At 65.1% G+C, this 25,209-nt stretch carries 25 protein-coding genes; 13 read left to right on the forward strand and 12 right to left on the reverse strand.

Going from position 1 to position 25,209, the window contains the following annotated elements; genetic code table 11:
• Positions 1-42: 42 nt before the first annotated feature.
• Positions 43-240, reverse strand: coding sequence for a hypothetical protein (locus tag ABIB99_RS23310; protein ID WP_007603456.1), 198 nt, complete (start codon positions 238-240; stop codon positions 43-45).
• A 200-nt stretch (positions 241-440) separates the two neighbouring features.
• Positions 441-1,382 (reverse strand): acetamidase/formamidase family protein, encoded by a 942-nt coding sequence (locus tag ABIB99_RS23315; protein WP_063982927.1) that lies wholly within the window; start codon positions 1,380-1,382, stop codon positions 441-443.
• Positions 1,383-1,614: 232 nt separating this feature from the next.
• Between ABIB99_RS23315 and ABIB99_RS23320 the strand changes: the two genes are divergently transcribed.
• From ABIB99_RS23320 to ABIB99_RS23335, 4 genes are read left to right on the forward strand one after another with little or no spacing between them, the layout of a single operon-like run.
• Complete coding sequence (locus ABIB99_RS23320) at positions 1,615-2,331, forward strand: YdcF family protein (RefSeq protein WP_223154008.1); 717 nt, start codon at positions 1,615-1,617, stop codon at positions 2,329-2,331.
• Between the two features lie 60 nt (positions 2,332-2,391).
• Positions 2,392-3,174, forward strand: coding sequence for a DUF169 domain-containing protein (locus ABIB99_RS23325; protein ID WP_354112944.1), 783 nt, complete (start codon positions 2,392-2,394; stop codon positions 3,172-3,174).
• 9 nt (positions 3,175-3,183) lie between these two features.
• On the forward strand, positions 3,184-4,362 hold the full coding sequence (locus tag ABIB99_RS23330) for a saccharopine dehydrogenase family protein (RefSeq protein ID WP_166097032.1): 1,179 nt from the start codon (positions 3,184-3,186) through the stop codon (positions 4,360-4,362).
• 5 nt (positions 4,363-4,367) lie between these two features.
• On the forward strand, positions 4,368-5,543 hold the full coding sequence (locus ABIB99_RS23335) for a saccharopine dehydrogenase family protein (RefSeq protein WP_354112943.1): 1,176 nt from the start codon (positions 4,368-4,370) through the stop codon (positions 5,541-5,543).
• A 140-nt stretch (positions 5,544-5,683) separates the two neighbouring features.
• Here the strand turns inward: ABIB99_RS23335 and ABIB99_RS23340 are convergent, their stop codons facing one another.
• A complete protein-coding gene (locus ABIB99_RS23340) occupies positions 5,684-6,880 on the reverse strand; it encodes an FAD-dependent monooxygenase (protein WP_063982932.1) in 1,197 nt (398 codons plus the stop codon).
• A 147-nt stretch (positions 6,881-7,027) separates the two neighbouring features.
• Between ABIB99_RS23340 and ABIB99_RS23345 the strand changes: the two genes are divergently transcribed.
• Complete coding sequence (locus tag ABIB99_RS23345; protein WP_063986329.1) at positions 7,028-7,498, forward strand: MarR family transcriptional regulator; 471 nt, start codon at positions 7,028-7,030, stop codon at positions 7,496-7,498.
• A gap of 66 nt (positions 7,499-7,564) precedes the next feature.
• Here ABIB99_RS23345 and ABIB99_RS23350 read toward each other — a convergent pair whose 3' ends face one another.
• From ABIB99_RS23350 to ABIB99_RS23360, 3 genes are all read right to left on the reverse strand, one after another.
• Positions 7,565-8,827: an O-antigen ligase family protein gene (locus tag ABIB99_RS23350; protein WP_063982933.1), complete on the reverse strand. Its 1,263-nt coding sequence runs from the start codon at positions 8,825-8,827 to the stop codon at positions 7,565-7,567.
• Between the two features lie 168 nt (positions 8,828-8,995).
• Positions 8,996-10,546: an undecaprenyl-phosphate glucose phosphotransferase gene (locus ABIB99_RS23355; RefSeq protein WP_063982934.1), complete on the reverse strand. Its 1,551-nt coding sequence runs from the start codon at positions 10,544-10,546 to the stop codon at positions 8,996-8,998.
• Positions 10,547-10,666: 120 nt separating this feature from the next.
• Positions 10,667-11,800: a glycosyltransferase family 4 protein gene (locus tag ABIB99_RS23360; protein ID WP_063982935.1), complete on the reverse strand. Its 1,134-nt coding sequence runs from the start codon at positions 11,798-11,800 to the stop codon at positions 10,667-10,669.
• Positions 11,801-12,001: 201 nt separating this feature from the next.
• Here ABIB99_RS23360 and ABIB99_RS23365 point away from each other — a divergent pair, with 201 nt between their 5' ends.
• A complete protein-coding gene (locus ABIB99_RS23365; RefSeq protein ID WP_354177665.1) occupies positions 12,002-14,299 on the forward strand; it encodes a GumC family protein in 2,298 nt (765 codons plus the stop codon).
• Between the two features lie 252 nt (positions 14,300-14,551).
• Here the strand turns inward: ABIB99_RS23365 and ABIB99_RS23370 are convergent, their stop codons facing one another.
• Complete coding sequence (locus ABIB99_RS23370; RefSeq protein WP_063982937.1) at positions 14,552-15,733, reverse strand: GNAT family N-acetyltransferase; 1,182 nt, start codon at positions 15,731-15,733, stop codon at positions 14,552-14,554.
• A 112-nt stretch (positions 15,734-15,845) separates the two neighbouring features.
• Between ABIB99_RS23370 and ABIB99_RS23375 the strand changes: the two genes are divergently transcribed.
• A complete protein-coding gene (locus tag ABIB99_RS23375; protein WP_354177666.1) occupies positions 15,846-16,889 on the forward strand; it encodes a polysaccharide deacetylase family protein in 1,044 nt (347 codons plus the stop codon).
• Here the strand turns inward: ABIB99_RS23375 and ABIB99_RS23380 are convergent.
• Positions 16,886-17,101 (reverse strand): DUF2842 domain-containing protein, encoded by a 216-nt coding sequence (locus ABIB99_RS23380; protein ID WP_063982939.1) that lies wholly within the window; start codon positions 17,099-17,101, stop codon positions 16,886-16,888. The genes ABIB99_RS23375 and ABIB99_RS23380 overlap by 4 nt on opposite strands.
• 110 nt (positions 17,102-17,211) lie before the next feature.
• Here ABIB99_RS23380 and ABIB99_RS23385 point away from each other — a divergent pair, with 110 nt between their 5' ends.
• Positions 17,212-18,288 (forward strand): COX15/CtaA family protein, encoded by a 1,077-nt coding sequence (locus tag ABIB99_RS23385; RefSeq protein WP_063982940.1) that lies wholly within the window; start codon positions 17,212-17,214, stop codon positions 18,286-18,288.
• 5 nt (positions 18,289-18,293) lie between these two features.
• Here ABIB99_RS23385 and ABIB99_RS23390 read toward each other — a convergent pair whose 3' ends face one another.
• The 4 genes from ABIB99_RS23390 to ABIB99_RS23405 form a co-directional block, all read right to left on the reverse strand.
• Positions 18,294-18,638 (reverse strand): hypothetical protein, encoded by a 345-nt coding sequence (locus tag ABIB99_RS23390; protein ID WP_063982941.1) that lies wholly within the window; start codon positions 18,636-18,638, stop codon positions 18,294-18,296.
• A 202-nt stretch (positions 18,639-18,840) separates the two neighbouring features.
• Entirely contained in the window at positions 18,841-20,121 is a 1,281-nt protein-coding gene (locus ABIB99_RS23395) for an O-acetylhomoserine aminocarboxypropyltransferase (protein ID WP_028149015.1), read from the reverse strand.
• 139 nt (positions 20,122-20,260) lie between these two features.
• The gene (locus tag ABIB99_RS23400; protein ID WP_208087157.1) at positions 20,261-20,845 is read right to left on the reverse strand and encodes a CoA-binding protein; all 585 of its coding nucleotides are present in this window, start codon (positions 20,843-20,845) and stop codon (positions 20,261-20,263) included.
• A 123-nt stretch (positions 20,846-20,968) separates the two neighbouring features.
• Positions 20,969-21,793, reverse strand: a complete 825-nt coding sequence (locus ABIB99_RS23405) for an enoyl-CoA hydratase (protein WP_354177667.1) — start codon at positions 21,791-21,793, stop codon at positions 20,969-20,971.
• An 86-nt stretch (positions 21,794-21,879) separates the two neighbouring features.
• Here ABIB99_RS23405 and ABIB99_RS23410 point away from each other — a divergent pair, with 86 nt between their 5' ends.
• The 5 genes from ABIB99_RS23410 to ABIB99_RS23430 all read left to right on the forward strand — a co-directional run bounded on the left by ABIB99_RS23410 (position 21,880) and on the right by ABIB99_RS23430 (position 25,170).
• Positions 21,880-22,308 (forward strand): PaaI family thioesterase, encoded by a 429-nt coding sequence (locus tag ABIB99_RS23410; protein ID WP_039147848.1) that lies wholly within the window; start codon positions 21,880-21,882, stop codon positions 22,306-22,308.
• A 158-nt stretch (positions 22,309-22,466) separates the two neighbouring features.
• Complete coding sequence (gene rplM / locus ABIB99_RS23415; protein ID WP_008137961.1) at positions 22,467-22,931, forward strand: 50S ribosomal protein L13; 465 nt, start codon at positions 22,467-22,469, stop codon at positions 22,929-22,931.
• 1 nt (position 22,932) lies between these two features.
• A complete protein-coding gene (rpsI, locus tag ABIB99_RS23420; protein WP_007611021.1) occupies positions 22,933-23,412 on the forward strand; it encodes a 30S ribosomal protein S9 in 480 nt (159 codons plus the stop codon).
• A gap of 230 nt (positions 23,413-23,642) precedes the next feature.
• Positions 23,643-24,863: a GGDEF domain-containing protein gene (locus ABIB99_RS23425; protein ID WP_071913313.1), complete on the forward strand. Its 1,221-nt coding sequence runs from the start codon at positions 23,643-23,645 to the stop codon at positions 24,861-24,863.
• 70 nt (positions 24,864-24,933) lie between these two features.
• Complete coding sequence (locus tag ABIB99_RS23430; protein WP_014494818.1) at positions 24,934-25,170, forward strand: hypothetical protein; 237 nt, start codon at positions 24,934-24,936, stop codon at positions 25,168-25,170.
• Positions 25,171-25,209 lie beyond the last annotated feature (39 nt).

Consider the following 25,209-nt stretch of genomic DNA (forward strand, 5'->3'; position numbering starts at 1 on the left):
ATCCGCCTCTCGAGATCCGTCCGCCTCACGTCCGGCGCGCCCTCACGTTCTGCCGTTGTCGCGAATCGACAAAAGGCCGTCCTTGATGGCGAGACGGATGCCTTCCTCGATCAGAGTGCGTGCGACGCCGGGAACGCTGGTGCCGTGGGTGCCCTGTCTCACCAGTTTTTCCAGATAGGTGATGGTCGAGAGCGCCAAGGTTACGGGAATGCGGTCAGTCTCGGCTTTTTCGGTGGCCATGGCCCGAACGCTAGCCTCTTACTCGGGTACATAAAAGTAACGATTAAGACTCTATTTAGGTTCAGGGGTGGGAGTCAAATCCGGGCAAGACCGGTGTTTCAGCTCATTGGAATCGCTCGGGAAATCAGGCGCAGCGCCGCGCGCCGCGCGGGATGCCGAGCGGAGGCGGAGTGGAGACGGGTCCGGGCAGGCGGGTGTGGCTAGCCGTGCACGATCGCCTTTTCGATCATGCAATGGATGCCCTTGCAGCCGTTGACGGTCTGCGTCACCCGCAGGTCGGCGGCCAGGCTGCACAGCGTGTAGGCGTCCTCGCGCGACAGGTTTCGCGTCTCGCCGAGCAGCACGATCATGTCGCGCAGCGCGCGCACCGTACACTGGTCGAGGTCGGGGTCCATGGCCATGGTCATGTAATGCGTTGCCGTCTCAGCGCGCGGATAGTCGAACCTGAGGTCCTTGCGCAGCGTCAGGCGGAAGCGGCCCTGGAGCGCGGTCTCGATCGCGGTGACGCAGACCTCGCCGTCGCCCTGCACGCCATGGCCGTCGCCGCAGGAGAACATCGCGCCCGGGACGAACACCGGCAAATAGAGCGTCGCACCGGCTCCGAGCTCCTTGTTGTCGAGATTGCCGCCCATCGCGCGCGGCACGAGCGAGGAGATGCGGCCCCAGGCCGGTGGCGGCGAGACGCCCATCACGCCGAAGAACGGCTTGAGCGGCAGATCGAGGCCCCAGGGCATGCGGCCGACCATCCGCGACCGGTCGAGCGGGATGTTCAGGATGCGCGTTTCGTGGAAATCGTCGGGCAGGGTACCGGACAGCGGCTTGATCATGTTCCAGCCCCAATCCTGCCGGAGCTGGACGTCGAGGATCTCGACCGCGAGCACGTCGCCGGGCTCGGCGCCCTCGACTGCGATGGGGCCGGTGAGGATGTGGCCGGGCAGCATGCGCTCGTTTTTGGCGTGAACCTCGAACATCTCCGGCGGAATGTGAAATTTGGTGCGGTCGGGCAGCATGTCGGGCCCACCGCTGATGGTGTCGACCGTCACCTCATCGCCGCTTTTGACGGTGAGGACGGGTTTGAGCGCGGCTTCGAAGAAGCCCCAATGGCAGGTCTCGGGGCTTGAATGCAGGTGGTGATGGGTCATTGGCCGCGTCCAATCGGTTTCATCAGAACTCGTCATGAGAACCTGTTATGCCCGGGCTTGACCCGGCGATCGATCCTCTTTCAAGAAGATTTCTGAAGATGGACGGGCCGGTCAAGCCCGGCACGATCATTCCAGCGAGGCTCCCCTGTATTTCGTTCTTTCCAAGACCCTCGGCACCGCTCTGCTGCCGATCAATCTCCTGATCGAGCTAGGAATCCTGTCGCTGCTGCTGATGGCGACGCGGTTTGCTGCGGTCGGCCGCAAGCTCGCCGTGACCACGCTGGTGCTGCTGGCGCTGGTCGCGTTCTCGCCGATCGGCAATCTTCTGCTCTATCCGCTGGAGTCGCGTTTCCCGGCGTGGGACCCGTCGCGGGGCGCCCCCGACGGCATCATCGTGCTCGGCGGCTCGATCGACACCGATCTGTCGGCGGCGCATCGCACGCCCGTGGTTGCGCACGCGGCCGATCGCATGCTGGCGCCGGCCGACCTCGCGCGGCGCTATCCGAACGCGCGTATCGTCTTCACCGGCGGCTCGGCGAACCTGGTCGCGACGGAGGCGAGGGAGGCCGACTACACCGCGCCGATCCTGGAAAGCCTGGGCATACCGAAGGAGCGTCTGATCCTCGAGCGCGACTCCCGCAACACCTGGGAGAACGCGATCTTCACAAAGCAGCTGGTGACGCCGAAGCCGGGCGAACGCTGGCTTCTGGTCACGTCGGCTTTCCACATGCCGCGCGCGATGGGGATTTTCCGCAAGGCCGGGTTTGACGTCGAAGCCTATCCGGTGGATTGGCGGATGGGCGGGCGCGACGGGCTCTTCGCCTTCACCCGCAATGGGGCCGATGGTCTCGGCAAGACCGACGTCGCCGTGCGCGAATGGATCGGCCTTTTGGCGTATCGCATCATGGGGCGGACCGGCGAGTTGCTTCCGGGGCCGGGCAAGGACTAAAACGAGGGCCGCAAAACAAGAACAGAGTACCGGCGCGCGATCGCCGGTCGGGAGGACGCCATGCAGCAGCAGAGCGAAGACAGGATCGATCTTGCCGGGCTCGTCGCCGACCTCAACAGCCTGCTGCGGCTGAAGACGACGGTGATCGGCATGAAGCTGTTCGCGCGCACTGCCGACATGGAGGCGATCCCGAAAATCCGGCGGCCGAACGCGGTCCACACCACCGACCAGATCGTCAGCATGGCTGCACGTCTGGGCTGGACGGTCGGCATCACCGCCGACGATCTTGTCGGTGCGCAGTGTCGCGCCGTGATCGGGCTTGCGCCGCAGGACGAAAAATGGCTCGCCGGCGAAAACTATGTCGGGGTCTGGCACGGCACCGCTGAGGACGCGCGCAAGCGCCAGGAGGCGCTGGACGTGGTTCCGTTCGGGCAGTATCAGGCGCTTGCGGTCAGTCCGCTCGCGAGCGGGCGGCTCGATCCGCCCGACATCTGCCTGGTCTATGCGACGCCGGGGCAGATGATCATCCTGATCAACGGGCTGCAATATACCGGCTACAAGAAGTTCGAATGGGGGGTGGTCGGTGAGACCGCCTGCGCGGATTCTTGGGGGCGGGCGCTGAAAACCGGCGAGCCCAGCCTGTCCTTGCCATGCTATGCCGAACGGCGCTATGGCGGCGTGCCGGACGAGGAGATGCTGATGGCCTTGAAGCCCTCGCATCTCGCCAAGGCGATCGAGGGCATGAAGGCGCTGGCCAAGAACGGCCTGCGCTATCCGATTCCGCCCTATGGGATTCAAAGCGACGTCCGCGCCGGCATGGGCGTGAGTTACGCGAAGAAATAAAGGTCGACCATGAGCTCAGCGAAATTCGACATCGTCGTCTACGGTGCGACCGGTTTCACCGGCCAGCTCGTCGCCGAATATCTGACTCAGCATTACAAGGGTGACCACGCGCTCAAATGGGCGATGGCAGGCCGTAGCCTCGGCAAGCTCAAGTCGGTACGCGATGCGATCGGCGCGCCCGGGAATACGCCGCTGATTGTCGCGGATGCATCGGACGCGGCCTCGCTGAAGGCGATGGCGGAGCAGACGATGTCGGTGATCACCACCGTCGGCCCGTATCAGCTCTATGGCGAGGAACTGCTCGCGGCCTGCGTTGCCACCGGCACCGATTATTTCGATCTCTGCGGCGAACCGATCTGGATGCGACAGATGATCGACAAGTACGAGGCGGCCGCCAAAGAGAGCGGCGCGCGTATCGTGTTCTCATGCGGTTTCGATTCCGTGCCGTTCGAGCTCGGCGCGTTTGTCGTGCAGGAAGAGGCCAAGCGCGTGTTCGGCGCTCCGGCCTCGCGTGTGAAAGGCCGCGTGCGCGACATGCGCGGCACGCTCTCGGGCGGCACCGCGGCGAGCGCGAAGGCGACCTTCGATGCGGTCGCAAAGGACATCAGCCTGATCGCGATCCTGAACGATCCGTTCGCGTTGACGCCGGGCTTCACCGGCCCGAAGCAGCCAAAGGGCAACAGGTCGCTGCTCGAGGATGACCTGCAATCCTGGGCCGCGCCGTTCATGATGGCACTGATCAACACGCGCAACGTCCATCGCTCCAACATGCTGATGGGCTTTCCCTACGGCCAGGACTTCGTCTACGACGAGATGGTTCTGACGGGTCCCGGCGAGAAGGGCGAAGCCAACGCGCAGCGCGTGGTGGCAGCCAACGCCGAGAAGACCGGTCCGAACGCGCCGAAGCCGGGCGAGGGGCCCTCGAAGGAAGAGCGGGAGAACGGCCGCTTCGACCTGCTCTATGTCGCGATCGCGCCCGACGGCCGCATGGTTCGCGCCGGCGTCACCGGCGACCGTGATCCCGGTTACGGCTCGACCTCGAAGATGATCTCCGAATGCGCGATGTGCCTGTTGCGCGATGTGACAGACGTCCCGGCCGGATTCTGGACGCCGGGCGCGGCGATGCAGCACAAGCTGATCAAGCGCCTGCGGGACAATGCTGGGCTGACGTTCGAGGTGGAAGCGTAAGGTCCGTGTCCGCGAAGTTCGACATCGTCGTCTACGGCGCGACGGGATACACCGGCCAGCTCGTCGCCGAATATCTCGCTGCAAGCTATGCCGGTGACGGCGCGCCGACATGGGCGATGGCCGGGCGCAGCAGGGACAAGCTCGCCTCCGTTCGCGATGCGATCAGCGCACCCGCTGACACGCCGCTGATCGTGGCGGACGCAGCCGATCCGGCTTCGTTGCGGGCGATGGTCGATCAGGCGAAGCTGGTCATAACCACTGTCGGTCCCTACCAGCTCTACGGCTCCGATCTGCTTGCCGCCTGCGTCGCGTCGGGCACCGACTATATGGATCTCTGCGGCGAGCCGATCTGGCTGAAGCAGATGATCGACAGGTATGACGCGGCGGCGAAGGCGAGCGGCGCGCGCATCATGTTCTCCTGCGGCTTCGATTCCATCCCGTTCGAGCTCGGTGCGTTCTTCGTGCAGGAGGAAGCCCGTCGCGTGTTCGGAGCGCCGGCGCCGCGCGTCAAGGGGCGCGTCCGCGACCTCAGCTGGAAGTTCTCCGGCGGCACCTCGGCGAGCGCGAGGGTCACCTTCGAAGCAGTCGCGCAGGATCTCAGCCTGGTGTCGATCCTCAAGGACCCCTTCGCATTCACGCCCGGCTTCGAGGGGCCGAAACAGCCGCGCGGCAACAAGCCCGTTTTCGAGGAAGACCTGCAATCCTGGTCCGCCCCGTTTGCTATGGCGACGCTGAACACGCGCAACGTCCATCGCTCCAACATGCTGATGGGATTCCCGTATGGCCGCGATTTCGTCTACGACGAGATGGTGCTGACGGGGACGGGGGACGAAGGGCAGGCCAACGCGAAGCTCGTCATGGCCGCCAATAGCGAAAAGACCGGCCCCAAAGCGCTCAAGCCCGGCGACGGGCCATCGAAGGAAGAGCGCGACAACGGTCATTACGACGTGCTCTATGTCGCGATCGCGCCCGACGGCCGTCAGGTGCGCGCGGCGGTGAAGGGCGATCTCGATCCCGGCTATGCCTCAACGGCGAAGATGGTTTCCGAATGCGCGATCTGCCTGCTGCGCGACACGCCTGATGTCCCGGCCGGTCTCTGGACGCCGGGCGCAGCGATGCAGCACAAGCTGATCAAGCGGCTGGTCGATCACGCCGGGCTGAGGGTTGAGGTGGAGAGATAGGCGCTTTTGCGTGCCTAAATGACGGTGTCGTCGCCCGGCTTGACCGGGCGACCCAGTATTCCAGAGACAGTGTTGTTGAATCGAGAGGCCGCGGCGTACTGGATCGCCCGCCTTCGCGGGCGATGACAGTGAGATTGCCGCTACGCCGCCCGCGCATCATACGCGTACATGAACTCCATGCTCTTCGAGCCCAGCGGCAACAGCCATTTCATCATCTGATTGCGGACCCATGCGCCGGTGGCGCTGAACTCGCGCTTGCTGTTGCCGTTGCGGCGCGCCATCGCGACGATCTTTTCCGTGCGCGGGCGCCGCTCGGCCTCGAAAGCCTGGAAGGTGGCGCCGAGCTCCTGGCCCTCCTGCATCAGCCGCGCGAGCCGCATCGCATCCTCGAGTGCGAGCGAAGCGCCCTGGCCCGCGTGGGGGCTGGTCGCATGCGCGGCATCGCCGATCAGCAGGGAGCGCTTGCGCGACCAGGTCGGCAAGGTCGCGACGTCGAGCGTGTCGGTGACCACGATATTCTCGGCCGCGTCGATGATATCGGGGATCGGATCGTGCCAGCCGTGATGGAAGCCGCGCAGATGCTGCTTCAGCGTCGCGTGGTCGAGCGCGCGGAACATCGCCGCGTCCATGCCGTGCGCGGGCTGCGTGCTCCACCACATCACGCCGTCGTTCGGATCCGGGCTGCAATAGCCGTAACCGAAGAAGCCGCTCTTGCCGAACGTGGTCTCGACGTGCCGGCCGATCGGCCTGCCATCGAGGACGGCGTGCGGCACGAAGCCGCCGAACCCGATCAGCCCGGTGTCGAACGGTTGCGGACCGTCCGGCACGACCTGGCGGCGCACGACCGAGTGCACGCCATCGGCGCCGATCAGAAAGTCGCCTTCGGCCGTGGTGCCGTCGGAGAAGTAGGCGATGATCGGCTGGTCGCCGCGGTCCTCGATCTTGATCAGGCGCTTCTCGAAATAGAGCGAGACGCAGGCGCACCAGGCCTTGTCGATCAGGATTTCGTTCAACGTTGCGCGGCAGACATTGACGGCCGGCTGGCCGAAGCGCCGCGCCATGTCGCGGTTGATCGAGCCGAGCCGTTCGCCGCTCTGCGAATAGAAGTCGAAGGATTCAGCGATCGAGCCGCGGCTGATCAGCTCGTTCGCGAGCCCGATCTCGTCCAGCACATGCATGCCGTTCGGTGCGATCTGGAGGCCGCCGCCGATACCTTTCGAATAAGGCCAGGCCTCGTAGATCGCGGATTCGATGCCAGCGCGGCGCAGCAGGATCGCGGTGACGGGCCCGGCGATACCGGCGCCGATGATCAGGGCCTTGCGGGGACGGTTGGACATGGCTTGCTCCCGACGTTTCCGTGGTGCTAGGAGAAATTACGGTTGCTAAATCTCTTAGTAGCTAAGATATATATCGACTAAGATATGAGGTCGGCCTTGTCAAGGACGAAGGCGCGCGCGGCGCTGTTGCAGGAGCTCGAGGAGGCGATGCGGCGGTCGTCCGCGCAGGGCGTGCTCTATGGCCAAACGGTTGCAAACGTTGCCGGAATTGCCAATTCCGACCTCGAATGCATGGACATCCTCTATCTCGAAGGACGCGTCACCGCGGGCCGGCTTGCCGAGGTCACGGGGCTGACGACGGGCGCCATCACCGGCGTGGTGGACCGACTCGAGAAGGCCGGGCTGGTGCGCCGCGAGCGGGACGAGCAAGACCGCCGCAAGGTCTTCATTTCCGTCGTGCCCGAGACGGCGATGAAGATCGGCCAGCTCTACGTGCCGATGCAGCAGGCGATGGAGAAGGTGTTTGGCGCCTATTCCGACGAGGAGCTGCGCCTGCTGCTGCGCTTCGCGACCGAGGGCTACAAGGGCGTGCTCGCTGCAACCGAGGCGCTGAAGGGCCTGCTCGATACGCCGCCGGAAAAGCGGCCCGATCTCAAGCTGAAGAAGCTTCGTCGCTAGAGCGTTTTCGAGCGAAGTGGATACCGGTTCGCGTCAAGAAAACGCGTCAAAACAGAAAGCCAGACATTACCGTTCCGATTCCATCGGAACGGTATTGTCCTTGATCTTGTAAGCCTGCGCAGCCGCGATCATGCCCCACATCGCGCCCAGCATCATCCAGAAGTGCCGCCAGTGGTCGGTGTCGATCACGAAGCTCTCGCCGACGGTGCCGACGAAGGCGGAGAAGATCGCCAGATAAGCGCGCTGCCAGGGCACACGGACGAAGATGTGCCTGATACCCATGATCACGGTGGTGAAGACCAGCGCGGGGTAGCACACGCCGGAGAGCCAGCCGCCGGACATGAAGGCGTTGAGGTAGGAGTTGTGGGTGTCCTCGGGGAAGTAGCGGTGGAATTGCAGGGGGCCGATGCCGAACGGCAGGTCGAGCGCCATCTCCGCGCCGAGGATGTGCCGGCCGAACCGGCCGAAGCGGCCTTCGTCATAGCTCTGGTCGAAGCTCGCGCGTTGCTTGAACATCTCGGCGGTGGAATCGAATGACAGCAGCACCGCGATCAGCGCGAGGCCCAGCACCGCGGCGACGATCGCCATGACGACGATGCGCGAGCGTTGCGCGTTGGTGCGGCTGGTCAGCACCATCAGCACCAGCATGAAGGCGGAGGTCAGCACCAGTCCGCCCCAGGCGGCGCGGGAGAACGCGAGCAGGATCGCCAGCGACATGATGCCGAAGGCGATGACGTTGCGGAACGCCTTGGCAAACTTGTCGGAGACCACGCTCTGGAGCGCGAACAGCGCCGGTAGGATCAGGAAGGCGCCGAGCACGTTCGGGTCCTTGAACGTGCCGCGCGCGCGCCCGTAGAGTGTGAGGAGATCGTCTCCGCCGGGAACCAGATGGAAGTAGCCGGCGACCGCAGACAGCGAGGCGACCATCGCGCCGACCACGAGGCCGCGGCGGAGCATGTCCAGCCGGGCCGCGGTGTCTTCCGAGGTGACCATCGCGAAGAACACGACGGTGACTGCCATGTACCACGAGGTCGCAATCCAGCTCGCCACCTCGGACTGTTCGTACAGCGGGACCGCGCTGATCGTGTAGCCGACATTGAGCAGGACCAGCATCAGGATCAGCGGCATCAGCACGAGCCGCAGGCGCAGACCGGTCGCGAAGAAGGTGACGGCGGCCAGCAGCGTCACGATCTCGTAGGGGCTCGGCTCGATGAAGACGATGGCGCCGGAGGCGCCGGCCAGCCACACCAGCGCGCGCTGGATAGCCAGCACGCCGGGCGCAGCCGGTGCGGCTAATTTCACTCCACCGGCTGTCGCCGCATACGCCATCACATGCTCATACGCTTACGCAACTTGTACGCCACAACTTCCGCCGTCATGCCCCGCGCAGGCGGGGTATCCAGTACGCCGAGCCGTTCGTGGCAGTTTCCACTGCCGGCGATTACTGGATCGCCCGGTCAAGCCGGGCGATGACAGTGTGGCTCGGGGGTAGCAAACTCAATACGCGTTCTCGTTCTTGGTCAGCAGCGAGACCGGCGTCTTCAGGAGAATGACGAGGTCGAACAGCACCGACCAGTTCTCGATGTAGTAGAGGTCGAATTCGACGCGCTTCTGGATCTTCTCTTCATTGTCGATCTCGCCGCGCCAGCCGTTGATCTGGGCCCAGCCGGTGATGCCGGGCTTGACGCGGTGACGAGCGAAATAGCCGTCGACGGCTTCGTCGAAAAGGCGGCTCTGGAGCTTGCCCTGCACCGCATGCGGACGCGGGCCGACCAGGGACAAATTGCCTGAGAACACCACGTTGAAGAGCTGCGGCAGCTCGTCGAGGCTGGTCTTGCGGATGAAGCGGCCGACGCGGGTGACGCGCGGATCGTTCTTGGTCACGACCTTGGAGGCGGTCGGGTCGGCCTGATGGTGGTACATCGAGCGGAATTTGTAGACGTCGATGCGCTCGTTGTTGAAGCCGAAGCGCTTCTGGCGGAACAGCGCCGGGCCGGGGCTGTCGAGCTTCACCGCCAGCGCCACCAGTCCCATCACCGGCAGGGCTGCGAGCAGCGCGAGGCCGCCGACGATGCGGTCGAACAGCCACTTCATCACCAGGTCCCAGTCGGTGATCGGCGCCTCGAACACGTCGAGCGTCGGCACCTCGCCGAGATAGGAATAGGAGCGGGGACGGAAACGCAGCTTGTTGGTGTGCGCGGAGAGCCGGATGTCGACCGGCAGCACCCAGAGCTTCTTCAGCATCTCCAGGATGCGGGTCTCCGCCGAGATCGGCAGCGCGAACAGCACGAGATCGACGCGGGTGCGGCGGGCGAATTCGACGATGTCGTCGACCTTGCCGAGCTTGCGCGCGCCGGCGCAGGTGTCGAGCGCGCGACTGTCGTTGCGGTCGTCGAACACGCCGAGCACGTGGATGTCGGAATCCTCCTGGGCATTCAGCGCCTCGACCAGTTGCTCGCCGTTGCTGTCGGAGCCAACGACGATGGTGCGGCGGTCGAGCCGGCCCTGGCGTGCCCAGGCGCGCACCAGCGAGCGCAGCACCAGACGTTGGGAGATGAGCGCGGCGAGCCCGAGGAAGTAGAAGGCGGCAAGCCACAGCCGCGACATTTCGCTGCCGAACTTGGCGAAGAAGGATACGCCGATGAACAGCAGGAAGACGAACGACCAGGAGGAGATCATCCGCGTCATCTGCCGGAGCTGACCGCGGAACAGCTGCACCTGATAGATGTCGGCGGCCTGGAAGCAGACCACGGCGGCGACCGCGACGGCGATGATCTGCGCGGGATAAACCCAGCTGAAGGAGCCGGCGAGCGGCATGACATAGCCGACATAGAGCGCGATGCCGACGAGGCTCAGCAGGGCGAAATCGGCCAAACGGACGAAGCCGGTGATCACGATCGGAGAATAGGCGCGGGCGACCTTCTGGTTGACGACGTCGAGCGCGGCGGGCGAGAGCCGGCGGCGGCGCTCCACAAACGGTTGGTCAGCTGGCTTCGCCGCGGCGCCTGTCGCGGCGTCGAGCATCGAGCGTGCGTTGAGCGGTTCCACGGGCGTCCACGTCCATTCCAAAAAACCCGCGGGTCGCAGCGTTGCGCCCCGGGCGAGCATCCCCTGGCACGTCGATTATCGGACAAATCGGAAGATTCTCTAAAGCGGTCTTAAGGATGGTTAATGATTGGCAAATGCGTCGCGATAACCCGCGAGCACGCCGTCAACCATCGCCTGCTGGGAGAAATGCGCGGAGATGCGCTCGCGCAGGGCGGATGCGCGCTGCGCGGTCGCCTGCGGATCGTCGAGCGCGGCCGCGATCGCCTCCGCCATCGCTTCGGCATTGCTCGCCGCGAACAGGGCCGGGCTCTCGGGCCCAAAAATCTCGGGGATGCCGCCGACGCGGGCCGCGATCATGGGAATGCCGGCAGCTCCAGCCTCGATCACGACGTACGGCATGGAATCGCCGCGCGAGGGCACGACCAGCAGCCGCCCCTTGGAGAAGCCGTAGCGCGCCTTGACGTGACCGATGAAGCGGATGGCGCTCGAGAGGCCGAGCCTGTCGACCTGCGCCTTCAGCGCCGCCGTCTCCTCGCCGTCGCCGCCTAGCGTGAGCGTGACCTTCTTGCCGCCCTCGTGCAGGCGCGCCACCGCATCGACCAGCAAATCCGCGCCCTTGATGTGCCTGAACTCGCCGACATAGGAGAGGTCGGTGGCATCGTCGGCGATGCTAACAGGCTCGAATTCTTCCGGCGTCACGCCATTGAAGACGCAATGCACCACGCCCTTGGGTGTGCCGACGATGCGCTGATAGGTGTCGCGCGCAAACGCGCTCTCGAACAGAAACAAGTCCGTCGCGTCCATCAGCGTGCGTTCGAGCCGCGCGTAAAACTCGCCCTTGAAGGTGTTGAGGGGATAGTGCAGCGAGCCGCCATGCGGGGTGTAGATGCGGATGGTGTCGTTGGATCGCCGCCGCATGCGGACGAAGGCGCCGGCCTTGGCTCCGTGGCCGTGCGTGACGTCGGGTTTGAGCGCGGCGATCAGGCGCCGCATCCGCAGCCACACCAGAAAATCGTCAGGCGACGGTTCGCGACGGATCGCCAGCCGGTGCACGCCGAGCTTCAGCCGCGGCGCGAGCTCGGCCAGCGCCTTGTCCGCGCGCTCACCACCGGTGAGGCTGTCGGCGAGAATCCCGACGTGATGACCGCGATCGACCTGACCGTTGGCGAGATCGAGGATGTGGCGGAAGATGCCGCCCACGGGAGCGCGCACGGCGTGCAGGATGCGGAGCGGCCGGTCGGGAGAGGGGGGCATGATCAGAACCAGCGCTCGACGGCGAATGCTCGAACAATTCTCGAAATATCGAGATGGATTAAGAGCCCTCGTGGTTAACAAACGGTGTCGGCGCGGTGCGCGCCGGTCGCGGCAGGGCGCGATTAACCCAGCAGCAACCTTAATGGAGTGTAATCGCCCCGGTTGAGGTAGAGTCGCAGCGTTGCCCTGCGGGAGTGTTCGATGCGTTTAGCGTTCTGGCGTGCCGGCAAGGACAAGGCGGTGGTCGAGCGGGCTATTTCGAAGCCCAAGGCCGAAGCCAAATCGACCGAAGCCGCGCCCAAGATTGAAGCAGAGCTTGCGCCCGTTGCTGCGAAGCAGGCACAAGCCGAATCCGGCGACATCGATTTGCACGCGCTCGGCGCGGTGCTCGCCCGCAAGCGCGGCTGGATCATCGTGCCGACGGTGCTCGCGCTCGTCGCGTCGATCGCCGCCGTCAATCTCATCACTCCGCGTTACAAGTCGGAATCCCGCATCCTGATCGACGGCCGCGAGAACGTGTTCTTGCGGCCGAGCAGCGACCGCAGCACCGAAGAGCGGCAGTCGCTCGATCCCGAGGCGGTGACCAGCCAGGTGCAACTCGTGCTGTCGCGCGATCTCGCGCGTGAGATCATCAGGAAGAACAAGCTCGCGGAGCGCCCCGAATTCGATCCAGTGCTGCAAGGCATTTCGCCGCTGAAGTCGCTCGCGGCGCTGATCGGCATCGGCCGCGATCCGTTTTCGATGACGCCGGAAGAGCGGGTGCTGGATGCTTATTACGAGCGGCTCCAGGCCTACGCCGTCGACAAGTCGCGCGTGATCGTGGTCGAATTCCAGTCCGCCGATCCCGACCTTGCCGCGCGCGTCGCCAATTCGATCGCCGACGGCTATCTCGTGCTCCAGCAGAATGCGCGCCAGGATCAGGCCCGCAGCGCCAGCCAGTGGCTTTCGGGCGAAATCGAAAATCTGCGCAAGAAAGTCTCCGACGCCGAAGCCAAGGTCGAGGACTTCCGTTCCAAGTCGTCGCTGTTCGTCGGCACCAACAACACCACGCTCTCGAACCAGCAGATGGGCGAGGTCAATACCCAGCTCAACAACGCACGCTCGATGAAGGCGGATGCTGAATCCAGGGCGCGGCTGATCAAAGAGATGCTCCAGAGCGGCAAGCCGATCGAGGCGTCCGAGGTGGTGAACTCCGAACTGATGCGGCGGCTGTCGGAGCAGCGGGTGACGTTGCGGGCGCAGCTTGCCGAACAGTCATCGACGCTGCTCGGCAATCACCCGCGGATCAAGGAGCTGAAGGCGCAGCTTGGCGACCTCGACAACCAGATTCGCGACGAAGCGGCCAAGATCTCGCGCTCGTTCGAAAGCGATGCGCGGATCGCCAGTGGCCGGGTCGACGGCCTGACGGCGAGCCTCGATCAGCTCAAGAAGCAGGCGACCTCGACCAACGGTCAGGACGTCCAGCTCCGCGCGCTCGAGCGCGAAGCCAAGGCGCAGCGCGACCTGCTCGAGACGTATCTTGGGAAGTATCGCGAGGCCAGCACCCGCGAAAGCATCGATACCGCGCCGGCGGAAGGCCGCATCATCTCGCGCGCCATCGTCTCGAATACGCCGGCCTATCCGAAGAAGCTGCCGATCGTGCTGATCGCGACGATCGCGACGCTGCTGCTCTCGTCCGGCGTCGTCGTCACCGGCGAGCTGTTGCGCCAGACCGCGCCGCGCGCGGCGGCCGTGTTCACGCCGGCGCAGACGCAGGCACCGGTGCGCCAAGAGCCGGTAGTCCACCAGCCGCTGGTCCAGCCGGTCGTCCAGCCGGTGGCTGAACCGATGCTCGATCCGGTTGTGGAGGACCTTACGCCGCTTCAGCCCGAGATGACGGCCGATGCCGACGTCACTGAATTCACCGAGATCGAGCATCTGGCCGACAGCCTGCGCGCTGCGGGGCCGGCGGCGAAGAAGGTCACGGTGCTCGGCACCGCGGCCGGCGAAGCTATCACGCTGTCGACGCTGACACTGGCCCGGCACCTGGCGCGCGATGCGCGCGTCGTTGTGGTCGATCTCGCCGCATCCTCGCCGACCATCGCCGCGGTGTCCGTCGATGCTTCGGCTCCCGGCCTCGCCGAGCTGATGCAGGGCGAGGCCTCGTTCGCGCAAATCATCACCCGGGACAAGCTCTCGCGGCTGCATCTGGTCATGGCCGGCCGTCCCGGCTTCGACCGCAGCCTGCTGCAATCGCCGCGGGTGACGCTCGCGATCGATGCGCTGCTCCGCGCCTACGACCACGTGCTGGTGGACGCCGGCAGCGCCTCGGACCTCCCGGCCGAACTGCTGACGGCGCATGCCCGCGCCGTCGTGGTGCCCGATGCCTCGATGGCGCCGGATGCCCGCACGCTGATGTGCGAGCAGCTGCGGGCCGTCGGCTTCAGCGAGGTAACGATGCTGAGCAGGCCGGTGCAGCCGTCGGACGCGGCCGAAGCACCGCGCGGCGTGGCGGCGTGATCTCTCTTACCCTCTCCCCTTGCGGGAGAGGGTGGCTCGCCGCGTAGCGGCGGGACGGGTGAGGGGTATCTCTCCGCGAGTCTCATGGCCGTTTAAATTTGCGGAGACATACCCCTCATCCGGCGCCATAGCCGAAGCTTCGCTTCGGCGTTCCTAAGAACGGCGGCCGAAGGCCGCCTATGCAACCTTCTCCCGCAAGGGGAGAAGGGAAGGGCAGCTCGCAAGTGGCTAGAGATTGAGAGGCTGTGACGCCTACCCGAACGTCTGCCGCAGCCGCCGCGCCAGATCGAACAACATCTGGTTCTGCTTCACCAGCCGTTTGCCGTGGCTCAGCGAGGACATCGCCATCGCCGCGAGTTTTCCGCGCGCGGTCAGGGGCACGAAGCTGTCGAAAATGTCGTCGTCGTCCTTGCAGAACATGCGTTTGTAATCGTCCGAGCCGATGCCGAGATCGAGCGAGCGGTAGCCGCGTTCGGCGTAGCGGTCGATGATGTAGCGCATCAGGATCAGCCCGGGGCTGTAGCGGGCGTGCTCGGACATCGTGTAGGTGTTGAACATCATCGAGAAGCGCTGGCCGTCGGCGACGCCGGCGAAGATCGCGATCACCTCGTCGTCGCATTCGAGCGCATGGATGTCGATGACGCGGCCTTCGCCGCGCGGCGACAGGCATGCGCTGCGGATGAACGCTTCGACGCCGGGCTCGGCAAAGACGTTGGGCAGTTTCTGTTCGGCCATCCGCGCCGGCTTGACCCGGAAGAACCAGTCGAGCAGGCGGGTGACGTCCGCATCCGTGGTGGCGAGGTGATAACGATAGCCGGCAAGCGCCTGGAGCTTCTTTTCCTTGCTCTTGAGGCGGCGGCGAAAGGAGTTGCTGATCCGCGATGTGGGCGGCCCGCCCGGCTCCATCGCCAGGAGAGGGCAGCCGTTGATCGCACTCTGCCGCGGCAGCTGCGCGAACGGGTTGTGCTGGTCGTGCCAGCGCAGCGGCTGCTGCGTCAGCGCGAGCACGTCGGCATGCTCGCGCAGCGGCGCAAGCAGCGCGTCGAGATCGGCGCTGGCGACCTCGGCGGCGAACGCGGCGTTCCACAGGCCCATGTTGAAGGTGGTGTGCTTGCCGCCCATGAAGCAGGCCGTGCGCACGCCGTGGCCTTGCCGCAGCGAGAGCGGCAGCAGCAGGAGCGGCTGGCGCTCGGTGTCGCGGGCAATGACGATGAAGGGACTGGCGCCGTCGTGGCTGCCGACCAGCCGTTGCCATGGGCTGAGCAGGTCGAAGCGCTGGTAGGGCGTGAAGAGGTGACCGCTCTCCTCGAACGCGCGCCAGACCGTCTCGGCCTCGGCCAGATCGGTGACGATATCGACATGCGCGATACGGCTCGCTTTCGACCGCGCTGGCGATTCTGCCGTCCGGCTTTGCATCGCCGCAGCCATGGTCATTCACGAAACCTGTCGAGAAACGAAAAATTTGCGTATTTCGGCCTGTGGCCGACCTTTGCAAAGAAATGTCAACAAAGGGTAATGACAATCAGGCGAACGCGAAGGTGGGACATTGGCATCCGACGACAGATGGCTGGAGCGGTTGCGGCTCGAGCTGGCCTGGTTCACCGGTCAGGCTGTGCTGCGCAGCCGCGGCGCCGGCGCGATCCTGCGGTTTCAGCACGTGCGGCCGCGGCGGCGCGGCGCGTTTCAGCCGCTGCGTGAAAGCGAGATCAGTCCGCAATTTCTCGATCGCGCCATTGGTGCGCTGAAGCAGTGGGGATATGACTTCCTCGGCATGGACGATGTCTGCCGCCGCGCGGTGACGCTGCCGGAGAAGCGGCGCTTCGTGGCGCTAACCTTCGACGGCGCCAACAAGGACCTCATCAGCTTCGCCTATCCAGTGCTGGCGCGCCACGCCGTGCCGTTCACGATCTATGTGCCCACCGCGTTTCCCGATGGAGTCGGAGAGGCCTGGTGGCTCGGGCTCGAGCGGATGATCGCGCGCGAGAGCCGCATCAACCTGATGATGGGCGAGAAAGAGCAGCGCTTCACCGTCACAGGCAACGCCGAGAAGCAGGCGCTGTTTTCGTTCGTCGAGAGCTGGCTGCGCTCGTTGCCGCCGGCGGATTTGTCGGCTGCGATCGCCGATCTCTGCACGCGCTACCGGGTCGACCTCGCCGAGCTCTCGCGCGAAGCGTCGATGGATTGGGAGGATCTGGCAAAGCTTGCGGCGGATCCGCTGGTCACGGTCGGCAGCGCGACGGTGAACTATCCCGTTCTCGCCAACATGAAGGACGCCGCCGCGTTGCGCGAGATGACGATGGGCAAGGCGGTGGCGGAAGCGGCCTTCGACCGCGAGATCAGGCACTTGGCCTTTCCGTTCGGCGATCGCTCGTCTTTCCGGCGCAGCCATGTCGTCATGGCGGAGGAGGCCGGCTTTGCCAGCGCCGTCTCGACCATCCCCGGCATCGTGGACGCGGAGGGGCGCACCAATCTGCGCGCATTGCCGCGGATTTCCTGGGACGGCCGGATACAATCACTGCGCATGCTGCGTGTGCTGGTGTCCGGTGCTGCCTTCGCGCCGGTGAAACCGACCCGCAGCGTTACGAATTAAGATTTGACGCGATCCGGCCGCTGCATCCAACTCACGATCGGCATCGCCGGCAGCACCCAGCCCATGCCGACCACCACGTAGTAGATCGCCTGCCACCAGCCGGACTCGGCGATCCACGGCATCTGCGCCAGCGCCATGCCGAGCAGGGCCCAGACGGTGGCCAGCACCAGGAGCAGGATGGCGCCGAGGAACTTGCGGGTGCGGATCGTCATGGCGGAATGCTGCGGCCTTCGCGTAACTTGCGCTGCGGGAGCGGGGGACTATAAGGGGCACGCAGTCCGGTTCAAGTCTCTTTGCAACAAGGCTTGGTTTTGCCCCTGAAATGACGACGATTTTCGCTCCGACCAATCCGCATCGCGCCGTGCGCTGGTGGCTGATTTCCGTGGCCGCCCTCATCGCGCTGATGGTGCTGGTCGGCGGCGCGACGCGGCTGACGGAATCCGGCCTCTCGATCGTCGAATGGAAGCCGGTTACGGGCAGCGTGCCGCCGCTGTCGGAGGCGCAGTGGACCGAGGCCTTCGAGGCCTACAAGAAAATTCCGCAATATCGCGAGCTCAATGCGGGCATGAGCCTGTCCGAGTTCAAGGAGATTTTCTGGTGGGAATGGAGCCACCGGCTGCTCGGCCGTTTCATCGGCGTGGCCTATCTGCTGCCGTTCCTGTTCTTCCTGTGGCGCGGCGGCCTGTCGGGTGAGTTGAAACGGCGGCTGTGGCTGCTGTTCGCGCTTGGCGGACTCCAGGGCGCCGTCGGCTGGTGGATGGTGGCCTCGGGCCTCACGGAACGTGTCGAGGTCTCGCAATATCGACTGGCGACGCATCTGGTGCTCGCGCTCCTGATCTTTGCCGGCATCGTCTGGACGGTGCGGCGGCTCGCCGAGCGGCCGCAGATCATTGCGCCCGCGCGGCTGAGATTCACGAGCGTGCTGCTGCTCATCGTGACCTTCGTCCAGATCTATTTCGGCGCGCTGGTCGCGGGTCTGCGCGCCGGGCGTGCCTACAACACCTGGCCGCAGATCGACGGCGCGTTCATTCCCGCAGGCGACCGGCTCTGGTTCGAGACGCCGTGGTGGCGCAATATGTTCGACAACGTGCTGACGGTGCAGTTCGAGCACCGTATGACGGCCTATGCGCTGTTCGTGCTGGCGGCGCTGCACGCGTTCGATGCGGTACGCTCGCGCACGGCGGCCGGCGGTGCGCTCTGGCTGTTCGCCGCGGTCAGCCTGCAGGCTGTGCTCGGGATCCTCACGCTGCTCAACCAGGTGCCGATCGATCTCGCGCTCTCGCATCAGGCGGTCGCGATCGTGGTGCTCACGCTTGCGGTGATGCAGGTGGAGCGGCTGGCCTCGCGACAATCTGCGCAGGCGCAGCCGCGCGCTGTTCCGGTCGGTCAGGCCGGCTGATCAGGTCAGCAATAGCCGTAGACGCCGCAGGCGTAGGGCAGGCGCCAGAAATAGCCGACCTGCGGTCCGCCGTAGTACGGGCCCTGATAATCGTAGCTCCAGGGCCGGCCATAATAGCCCGGCAAGGTGCTGGAGCCGGGCAGGAGCGGCGTGCCGGGCAGGTTGCGGATGTAGCTGCCGATGCCATAGGCCGGCGAGATCAGCGCATCCGGATCGGTCTCGACATAGACCTGTGGCGGGTCCTGCGGCGGCACGGCAGCGCGCCGTCTCGCTGTGGCCGGCAGATCGGCGGCAACGGCAGCTGAGACCGTCAGCATGGCGGCAAGGGCAGGTACCATCCAGCGCAGCATCGTCGGCTCCGAATCAAAGGGGCGATCCAAGGACGATGTATGCGGCAGATATGGTTAATGACTGTTAACTGACTGCGGCCAAAACGGCCGCCGTCATTCCGGGGCGGTCCGGCAGGACCGAACTCAGGTGCGCAATTGCGCACCTGAGAATCTCGAGATTCCGGGTCTGGTCCTTCGGACCATCCCGGAATGACGATGGCAATTACGCCCCCAGCGCCTGCTCCAGATCTGCGATCAGATCTTCCTTGTCTTCGATGCCGATCGAGAGCCGCACCACGTCGGGGCCGGCGCCGGACTTCACCTTGGCGGCGTCGTCGAGCTGGCTGTGCGTCGTCGAGGCGGGGTGGATGACCAGCGAGCGGGTGTCGCCGACATTGGCCAGGTGCGAGAACAGCTGCAGCTTCGACACCAGGCTGACGCCGGCGTCATAGCCGCCCTTCAGGCTGAAGGTGAACACGGCGCCTGCGCCCTTCGGCGCGTATTTCCGCGCGAGCTGATTGTACTTGTCGCTTGCCAAGCCCGCATAGCTCACCGAGGCCACCGCCGGATGGCCGGCGAGGAATTCGGCGACGGCCTTGGCGTTGTCGCAGTGCTTCTGCATGCGCAGCGGCAGCGTCTCGATGCCGGTCAGGATCATGAAGGCGTTGAACGGCGACAGCGCGGGTCCGAGATCGCGCAGGCCCAGCACGCGGCAGGCGATCGCGAAAGCGAAATTGCCAAAGGTCTCCTGGAGGCGGATGCCGTGATATTCGGGCCGCGGCTCCGACAGCATCGGATATTTGCCGCCCGTGGACCAGTCGAACGTGCCGGCGTCGACGATGATGCCGCCGAGCGAATTGCCGTGGCCGCCCAGGAATTTCGTCAGCGAGTGCACGACGATGTCGGCGCCATGGTCGATCGGGCGGATCAGGTAGGGCGAGGCCAGCGTGTTGTCGACGATCAGCGGCACGCCCGCCTTGCGCGCCACCGTCGAGATCGCCTCGATGTCGGTGATGCTGCCGCCGGGATTGGCAATGGACTCGATGAAGATGGCCTTCGTGCGCGGCGTCACCGCGCGCTCGAAGCTTGCGATGTCATCGGAATCGGCCCACACCACGTTCCAGCCGAAGCTCTTGAACGCATGCGAGAACTGGTTGATCGAGCCGCCATAGAGCTTGCGCGCGGCGATGAATTCGTCGCCGGGCTGGAGCAATTGCTGCAGCACCACGACCTGTGCGGCGTGGCCCGAGGCGACCGCAAGCGCGGCGGTGCCGCCTTCGAGTGCAGCAACACGCTCTTCCAGCACCGCGTTGGTGGGATTGCCGATGCGGGTATAGATGTTGCCGAATGCCTGCAGGCCGAACAGCGAGGCGGCGTGGTCGGCGTCGTTGAAGACGAAAGAGGTGGTTTGATAAATCGGGGTCGCGCGCGCACCGGTGGTGGGATCGGGTTGTGCACCGGCATGCACGGCGAGGGTCGAAAATCCCGGAAGGCGATCGCTCATTGAGGGCGTCCTGTTCTTGTGATCTGAAATCGCGCGGCATGCTGATCGGCGACGCGCCCGCCGTCAAGGCGCCGCGTCACATCGGAAACGATCGTGCTACGCGCTGTCGCGTGAGCGAAATGAATCCTTCGCGATTGCGTCAGCTTTGTTCGCTCTTGTTTTTGGCGGCGCGATCCGATGCCGCAGTGTCGCCGCCGCCGACACTCATCCGATTGAGGGATAGCCGCATGCCTTGCGTCGGCGCCGGCGGCCGCTTGGAGCTCAGGGTGCGCGAATTGACGCCCATCCAGGAAATCTCGGACGACAAGCGGCCGTATTCGATCTTGGGGCAGCGGTTCATCACGACCTTGATCCCGGCCGCCTCGGCCTTCGCCGCGGCCGCGTCATCGCGCGCGCCAAGCTGCATCCAGATCACCTTCGGCAGCGGATCGAGCGTGAGCGCTTCTTCGACCACCGGCATGATGTGGCTGGAGTTGCGAAAGATGTCGATCATGTCGACGGGGCGGGCGATGTCGGAGAGCGAGGCGACAAACGGCTTTCCGAGCAGATCCTTGCCGACATGGCCGGGATTGACCGGGATCATGTCATAGCCGCGCTGCGCCAGATATTTGAACGCAAAATAGCTCGGCCGCACATTGACGGGCGAGGCGCCGACCATCGCGATCGACTTCACGCTGTTGAGGATGCCGCGGATGTAATTGTCGGGATAGGCGTCGTGGTTCATCTTTTTCTTTCTCTGACCCTCATGGTGAGGAGCGCGGCCCGCGCGTCTCGAACCATGAGGCCACAGTCGGGCCTCCATCCTTCGAGACGCCGCGTTCCGCGGCTCCTCAGGATGAGGAGTTGACTATTCATCCCGCCATGTCGGCGTGCGCTTCTCGATGAAGGCGCCGATGCCTTCCTCGGCGTCGCGCGCCATCATGTTCTCGGTCATCACCTCTGCCGCATAGCGATAGGCGTCCGCAAGGCTCATCTCGGCCTGGCGGTAGAACGCCTCCTTGCCGAGCTTGACGGTGTAGGCCGACTTCAGCGCGACCTGTTCGGCGAGGGCAATTGCGGCCTCGCGCTCGGTGCCGGCCGCGACCACGCGGTTGATGAGCCCGATCTCGCGGGCGCGCGTGGCCGGGATCGGCTCGCCGGTCAGCAGCATTTCCATCGCCTGCTTGCGCGGCACGTTCCGCGACAACGCCACCATCGGCGTCGAGCAGAACAGCCCGATATCGACTCCCGGCGTGGCGAAGCTCGCCGCTTCCGAGGCGATCGCGAGATCGCAGCTTGCCACGAGCTGGCAGCCGGCCGCGGTCGCGATGCCCTGGACGGCAGCGACCACGGGCTTCGGCAAGTGCACAACCGCCTGCATCATCGCGCTGCAGGCGGTCATCATCTCGGCAAAGAAGGCGCGGCCGCGATCCGGGTCAGTGCGGCGCGCGGTCAGTTCCTTCATATCGTGGCCGGCGGAGAAGGCGGGGCCGTTGGCTGCGATCACCACGCCGCGGATCGACTTGTCGTCGCGGATCTCGTTGAGCTCGGCATGGAGGCTTGCGATCATCGCCTGCGACAGACTGTTCCGCGCGGCCGGACGGTTCAGCGTCAGGACCGCGATGGGCCCTACGGTCTCGCGCAGCAGGATCGACGGTTGCGGGGAGGGGGCGCGGGCGGCCTGGGCGGACATCGAAGCGTTTCCGGTTGGATTCTTGCAATTGGATGACGCAGATAACTTAATGTAACAGGGGATGCGAAGCGAGGGTGAGGCGAAGCATGGCGTTAGCGAAAATGAGCGTGGCGGAGGTCGAGCAGTTTCTCCGTGACGAGTTTCCCCAGGCCTTCAGCGGCGATGACATCACGATCGAGAGCGCCGACGGCCAGACCTGCCTTTTGCGCCAGCGCTACAGCGAAAGGATGCTGCGGCCGGGTGGAACCGTGTCCGGCCCGACGCTGATGGCACTGGCCGATTTCGCAATGTACGTGGTGCTGCTGTCCGCGATCGGGCCGATCGGGCTCGCGGTCACCACCAATCTCAACATCAACTTCCTGCGCAAGGGCCAGCCCGGCCAGGACGTGCTGGCGGAGGCGCGGCTGCTCAAGCTTGGCAAACGCCTGGCGGTCGGCGAGGTGAAGCTGCTGTCCGGCACGTCGCCCGATCCGATCGCTCATGTCACCTCGACCTATTCCATTCCAAATGTTTGAGGTTTTCGCAGGTAATATAGCACCATAATTTTAAGATATTGATTTTGCTATTGTAATTCCCGCTCTGGGGCATTGACCGTTGCGCGTCTCTTCTCTAGAAAACCGCCCAGTCCGGCGCGGTGTTCGCGCCGATATCTCCCGTCCACGGAAACTCCGATATGAAAACCTTTTCGGCAAAGCCGGCTGAGGTGACGAAGAAGTGGGTACTGATCGACGCCAAGGGTCTGGTCGTCGGCCGTCTCGCCACCATCGTTGCCATGCGCCTGCGCGGCAAGCACCTCCCGACCTACACCCCGCACGTTGATTGCGGCGACAACGTCATCATCATCAACGCGCAGCATGCGGTCCTCACCGGTCGCAAGCGCGAGCAGAAGACCTACTACAAGCACACCGGTTACGTCGGCCACGTCAAGGAGCGCACCGCGCGCCAGATCCTTGAAGGCAAGCATCCCGAGCGCGTGCTCGAGAAGGCCGTCGAGCGCATGATCCCGCGTGGTCCGCTCGGTCGCGTCCAGATGGGCAACCTCCGCGTCTATGGCGGCGCCGATCATCCGCACGAGGCCCAGACGCCCGAGAAGATCGACATCGCCAAGTTGAACCGCAAGAACACGAGGGCCGCATAACATGGCCGAATCCATCCAGTCGCTCGACCAGCTCTCGCAGCTCAAGACGGCGGCGGCGCCCGACGCGCCCAAGCACGAGAAGAAGGTCGACAAGTTCAACCGCGCCTACGCCACCGGCAAGCGCAAGGACGCGGTCGCCCGTGTCTGGATCAAGCCGGGCGCCGGCAAGGTCACGGTCAATTCGCGCGAGGTCGAGGTCTATTTCGCCCGTCCCGTGCTGCGCATGATGATCGAGCAGCCGTTCTCGGTGGCCGCGCGTTCCGGCCAGTACGACGTGATCTGCACGGTTGCCGGCGGTGGTCTGTCCGGCCAGGCCGGTGCCGTCCGTCACGGCATCTCCAAGGCGCTCACCTATTTCGAGCCGGAGCTGCGTACCGTGCTCAAGAAGGGCGGCTTCCTCACCCGCGACTCCCGCGTGGTCGAGCGCAAGAAGTACGGCAAGGCCAAGGCCCGCCGGTCCTTCCAGTTCTCGAAGCGTTAATCGCTTCGGTCAGATTCGCCGCGAAAGCGGCTTCAATGAGATGCAAAAGGGCGCTGATTTCAGCGCCCTTTTTGTTGTTCGTTTGTATGCAAATTGATGGCGTGTTTCCGGAAAACTTGGCCTCGCGTGAAAACCTGAATGGAACTCGCGGGACATAGCGTCGCATCTGGAAGGGCGCGCAAGTCGGCTGGGCCGATCGCGTAACTTGCTATGTCTAGAAGGGGGCCGACATGATGTCGCTCGATAGCATCACGCTCTATTTGGTCGCCACCATGGTTGCCGCACTGCTCGGCGCCATGATGGTGTTTTTCGGCACGCAGGAGAACAGCCCCGCGCTGAAATGGTGGGGCACCGCGTATCTCCTCGGCGCAGCGTCCGTCGCGCTATGGACCGCGGCCGGCGACAAGCTCGGCCCGCATCTTTACCTTGCGCTGAACGCGGTCGGCTTCGTCGCCTGCGGCATGGTGTGGAATGCAGCGCGCGTCTTCCACGGCCGCAAGCCGAACTGGCCGGGTCTCCTCGTCGGCGCGCTGGCCTGGGCCGCCGCCGTGACGCTGCTTGATCCCGCCGCGTCCATGCTGCGCATGATCGTCGGCGCCGGCATCGTCTCGGTCTATGCGGCACTGACCGCGAGCGAGCTCTGGGTCGAGCGGCGCAAGAGCCTGCAACGGCGCTGGCCGGCCTTCGTGGTGCCGGTGATGCACGGCTGCGTGCTGATGCTGCCGATCGTGCTCGGCAGCTTCCTGCGTCCGAACGATGCCGGCTTCTCCGGCAGCATCTGGGTCACGGTGTTTGCGGTCGAGCTCATCCTCTATGCCGTCGGCACCGTGTTCGTGATCTTCATGCTGGTGTCGGAACGCACGGTGACGGCGCACCGGACCGCCGCGTCCACCGATCCCCTGACCGGCATGCTCAACCGCCGCGGCTTCTCGGAAGCCTGCGGGCGCGTGATCGAGCGCGAGGCCAAGGCCGGACGCCCCGTGACCGTGATGATCTTCGACATCGACCACTTCAAGTCGATCAACGACCGTTTCGGCCATCCCGCCGGCGACGAGATGCTGAAACTGTTCTCGACCGTCGTCGTCAGCAACCTGCGCATGACCGACATGTCGGGTCGCATTGGCGGCGAGGAGTTCGCAGCGCTGCTGCCGTGTTCGCTGGAGGAGGGTGTCCTGGTTGCCGAGCGCGTGCGCGAGGCGTTCGAGACCTCCGGCGTCGTGGTCGATGAGGGCCCGGTCGACACCACCGTCAGCATCGGCGTCGCCGGCGGTCCGGCCGGCACCGAGCTCGAGGTGCTGCTGGCCTCGGCCGACACCGCGCTCTACCAGGCCAAGCGCGGCGGCCGTAACCGCGTCGAGGCGGCGGAGGAGCTGCCGCTGTCGCTGGAGAACTGGCGTCGCCAGAGCGCGGCGCGGGTCGGTGCGCCGCAGGCGCGTCCGGCCACCGCCTGAAGCCAAGAGACGCCTCAAGAGGCGCCTCCGGTAATCCGCTGTTTACCATTCGATCCCTACCATTGCGGTCATGGAATCGATCCGTCGACAGAACCCGCAGGCTGCCCTGATGTCGCTTGAAGCCGCTGCGGCCTCGGCACGCGGCGGCTTCGCTTGCGTGTTCTCCACTGCGGATGAATACGAGCGCGCGCTGATCACCGAGCGCCGCGCGCAGGGGCGCTACACGCAAAGCCGTAGCTACTGGCCGCTCGCGCTGTTCATCGGTTGCGCGCTCATCGTGGCAGGCACCGCTCTGCTGTTCGCCTGAGAGCACGCATTTTTGACCGGTCAGGGCGCCGATTCGGTG

It is taken from the genome of Bradyrhizobium sp. LA6.1 (assembly GCF_040547805.1).
Lineage (GTDB): Bacteria > Pseudomonadota > Alphaproteobacteria > Rhizobiales > Xanthobacteraceae > Bradyrhizobium > Bradyrhizobium barranii.

What these genes read in the sequence shown, in the direction of transcription:
- ABIB99_RS23370 (WP_063982937.1), bottom strand. Translation starts at nt 15,733, where the DNA reads ATGACCATGGCTGCGGCGATGCAAAGCCGGACGGCAGAATCGCCAGCG.
- ABIB99_RS23410 (WP_039147848.1), top strand. Translation starts at nt 21,880, where the DNA reads ATGGCGTTAGCGAAAATGAGCGTGGCGGAGGTCGAGCAGTTTCTCCGT.
- ABIB99_RS23395 (WP_028149015.1), bottom strand. Translation starts at nt 20,121, where the DNA reads ATGAGCGATCGCCTTCCGGGATTTTCGACCCTCGCCGTGCATGCCGGT.
- ABIB99_RS23400 (WP_208087157.1), bottom strand. Translation starts at nt 20,845, where the DNA reads ATGAACCACGACGCCTATCCCGACAATTACATCCGCGGCATCCTCAAC.
- ABIB99_RS23330 (WP_166097032.1), top strand. Translation starts at nt 3,184, where the DNA reads ATGAGCTCAGCGAAATTCGACATCGTCGTCTACGGTGCGACCGGTTTC.
- ABIB99_RS23425 (WP_071913313.1), top strand. Translation starts at nt 23,643, where the DNA reads ATGATGTCGCTCGATAGCATCACGCTCTATTTGGTCGCCACCATGGTT.
- ABIB99_RS23360 (WP_063982935.1), bottom strand. Translation starts at nt 11,800, where the DNA reads ATGCCCCCCTCTCCCGACCGGCCGCTCCGCATCCTGCACGCCGTGCGC.
- ABIB99_RS23345 (WP_063986329.1), top strand. Translation starts at nt 7,028, where the DNA reads ATGCGGCGGTCGTCCGCGCAGGGCGTGCTCTATGGCCAAACGGTTGCA.
- ABIB99_RS23405 (WP_354177667.1), bottom strand. Translation starts at nt 21,793, where the DNA reads ATGTCCGCCCAGGCCGCCCGCGCCCCCTCCCCGCAACCGTCGATCCTG.
- ABIB99_RS23385 (WP_063982940.1), top strand. Translation starts at nt 17,212, where the DNA reads ATGACGACGATTTTCGCTCCGACCAATCCGCATCGCGCCGTGCGCTGG.
- ABIB99_RS23380 (WP_063982939.1), bottom strand. Translation starts at nt 17,101, where the DNA reads ATGACGATCCGCACCCGCAAGTTCCTCGGCGCCATCCTGCTCCTGGTG.
- ABIB99_RS23390 (WP_063982941.1), bottom strand. Translation starts at nt 18,638, where the DNA reads ATGCTGCGCTGGATGGTACCTGCCCTTGCCGCCATGCTGACGGTCTCA.
- ABIB99_RS23340 (WP_063982932.1), bottom strand. Translation starts at nt 6,880, where the DNA reads ATGTCCAACCGTCCCCGCAAGGCCCTGATCATCGGCGCCGGTATCGCC.
- ABIB99_RS23350 (WP_063982933.1), bottom strand. Translation starts at nt 8,827, where the DNA reads ATGGCGTATGCGGCGACAGCCGGTGGAGTGAAATTAGCCGCACCGGCT.
- rplM (WP_008137961.1), top strand. Translation starts at nt 22,467, where the DNA reads ATGAAAACCTTTTCGGCAAAGCCGGCTGAGGTGACGAAGAAGTGGGTA.
- ABIB99_RS23310 (WP_007603456.1), bottom strand. Translation starts at nt 240, where the DNA reads ATGGCCACCGAAAAAGCCGAGACTGACCGCATTCCCGTAACCTTGGCG.
- ABIB99_RS23325 (WP_354112944.1), top strand. Translation starts at nt 2,392, where the DNA reads ATGCAGCAGCAGAGCGAAGACAGGATCGATCTTGCCGGGCTCGTCGCC.
- ABIB99_RS23315 (WP_063982927.1), bottom strand. Translation starts at nt 1,382, where the DNA reads ATGACCCATCACCACCTGCATTCAAGCCCCGAGACCTGCCATTGGGGC.
- ABIB99_RS23430 (WP_014494818.1), top strand. Translation starts at nt 24,934, where the DNA reads ATGGAATCGATCCGTCGACAGAACCCGCAGGCTGCCCTGATGTCGCTT.
- ABIB99_RS23365 (WP_354177665.1), top strand. Translation starts at nt 12,002, where the DNA reads ATGCGTTTAGCGTTCTGGCGTGCCGGCAAGGACAAGGCGGTGGTCGAG.
- rpsI (WP_007611021.1), top strand. Translation starts at nt 22,933, where the DNA reads ATGGCCGAATCCATCCAGTCGCTCGACCAGCTCTCGCAGCTCAAGACG.
- ABIB99_RS23320 (WP_223154008.1), top strand. Translation starts at nt 1,615, where the DNA reads ATGGCGACGCGGTTTGCTGCGGTCGGCCGCAAGCTCGCCGTGACCACG.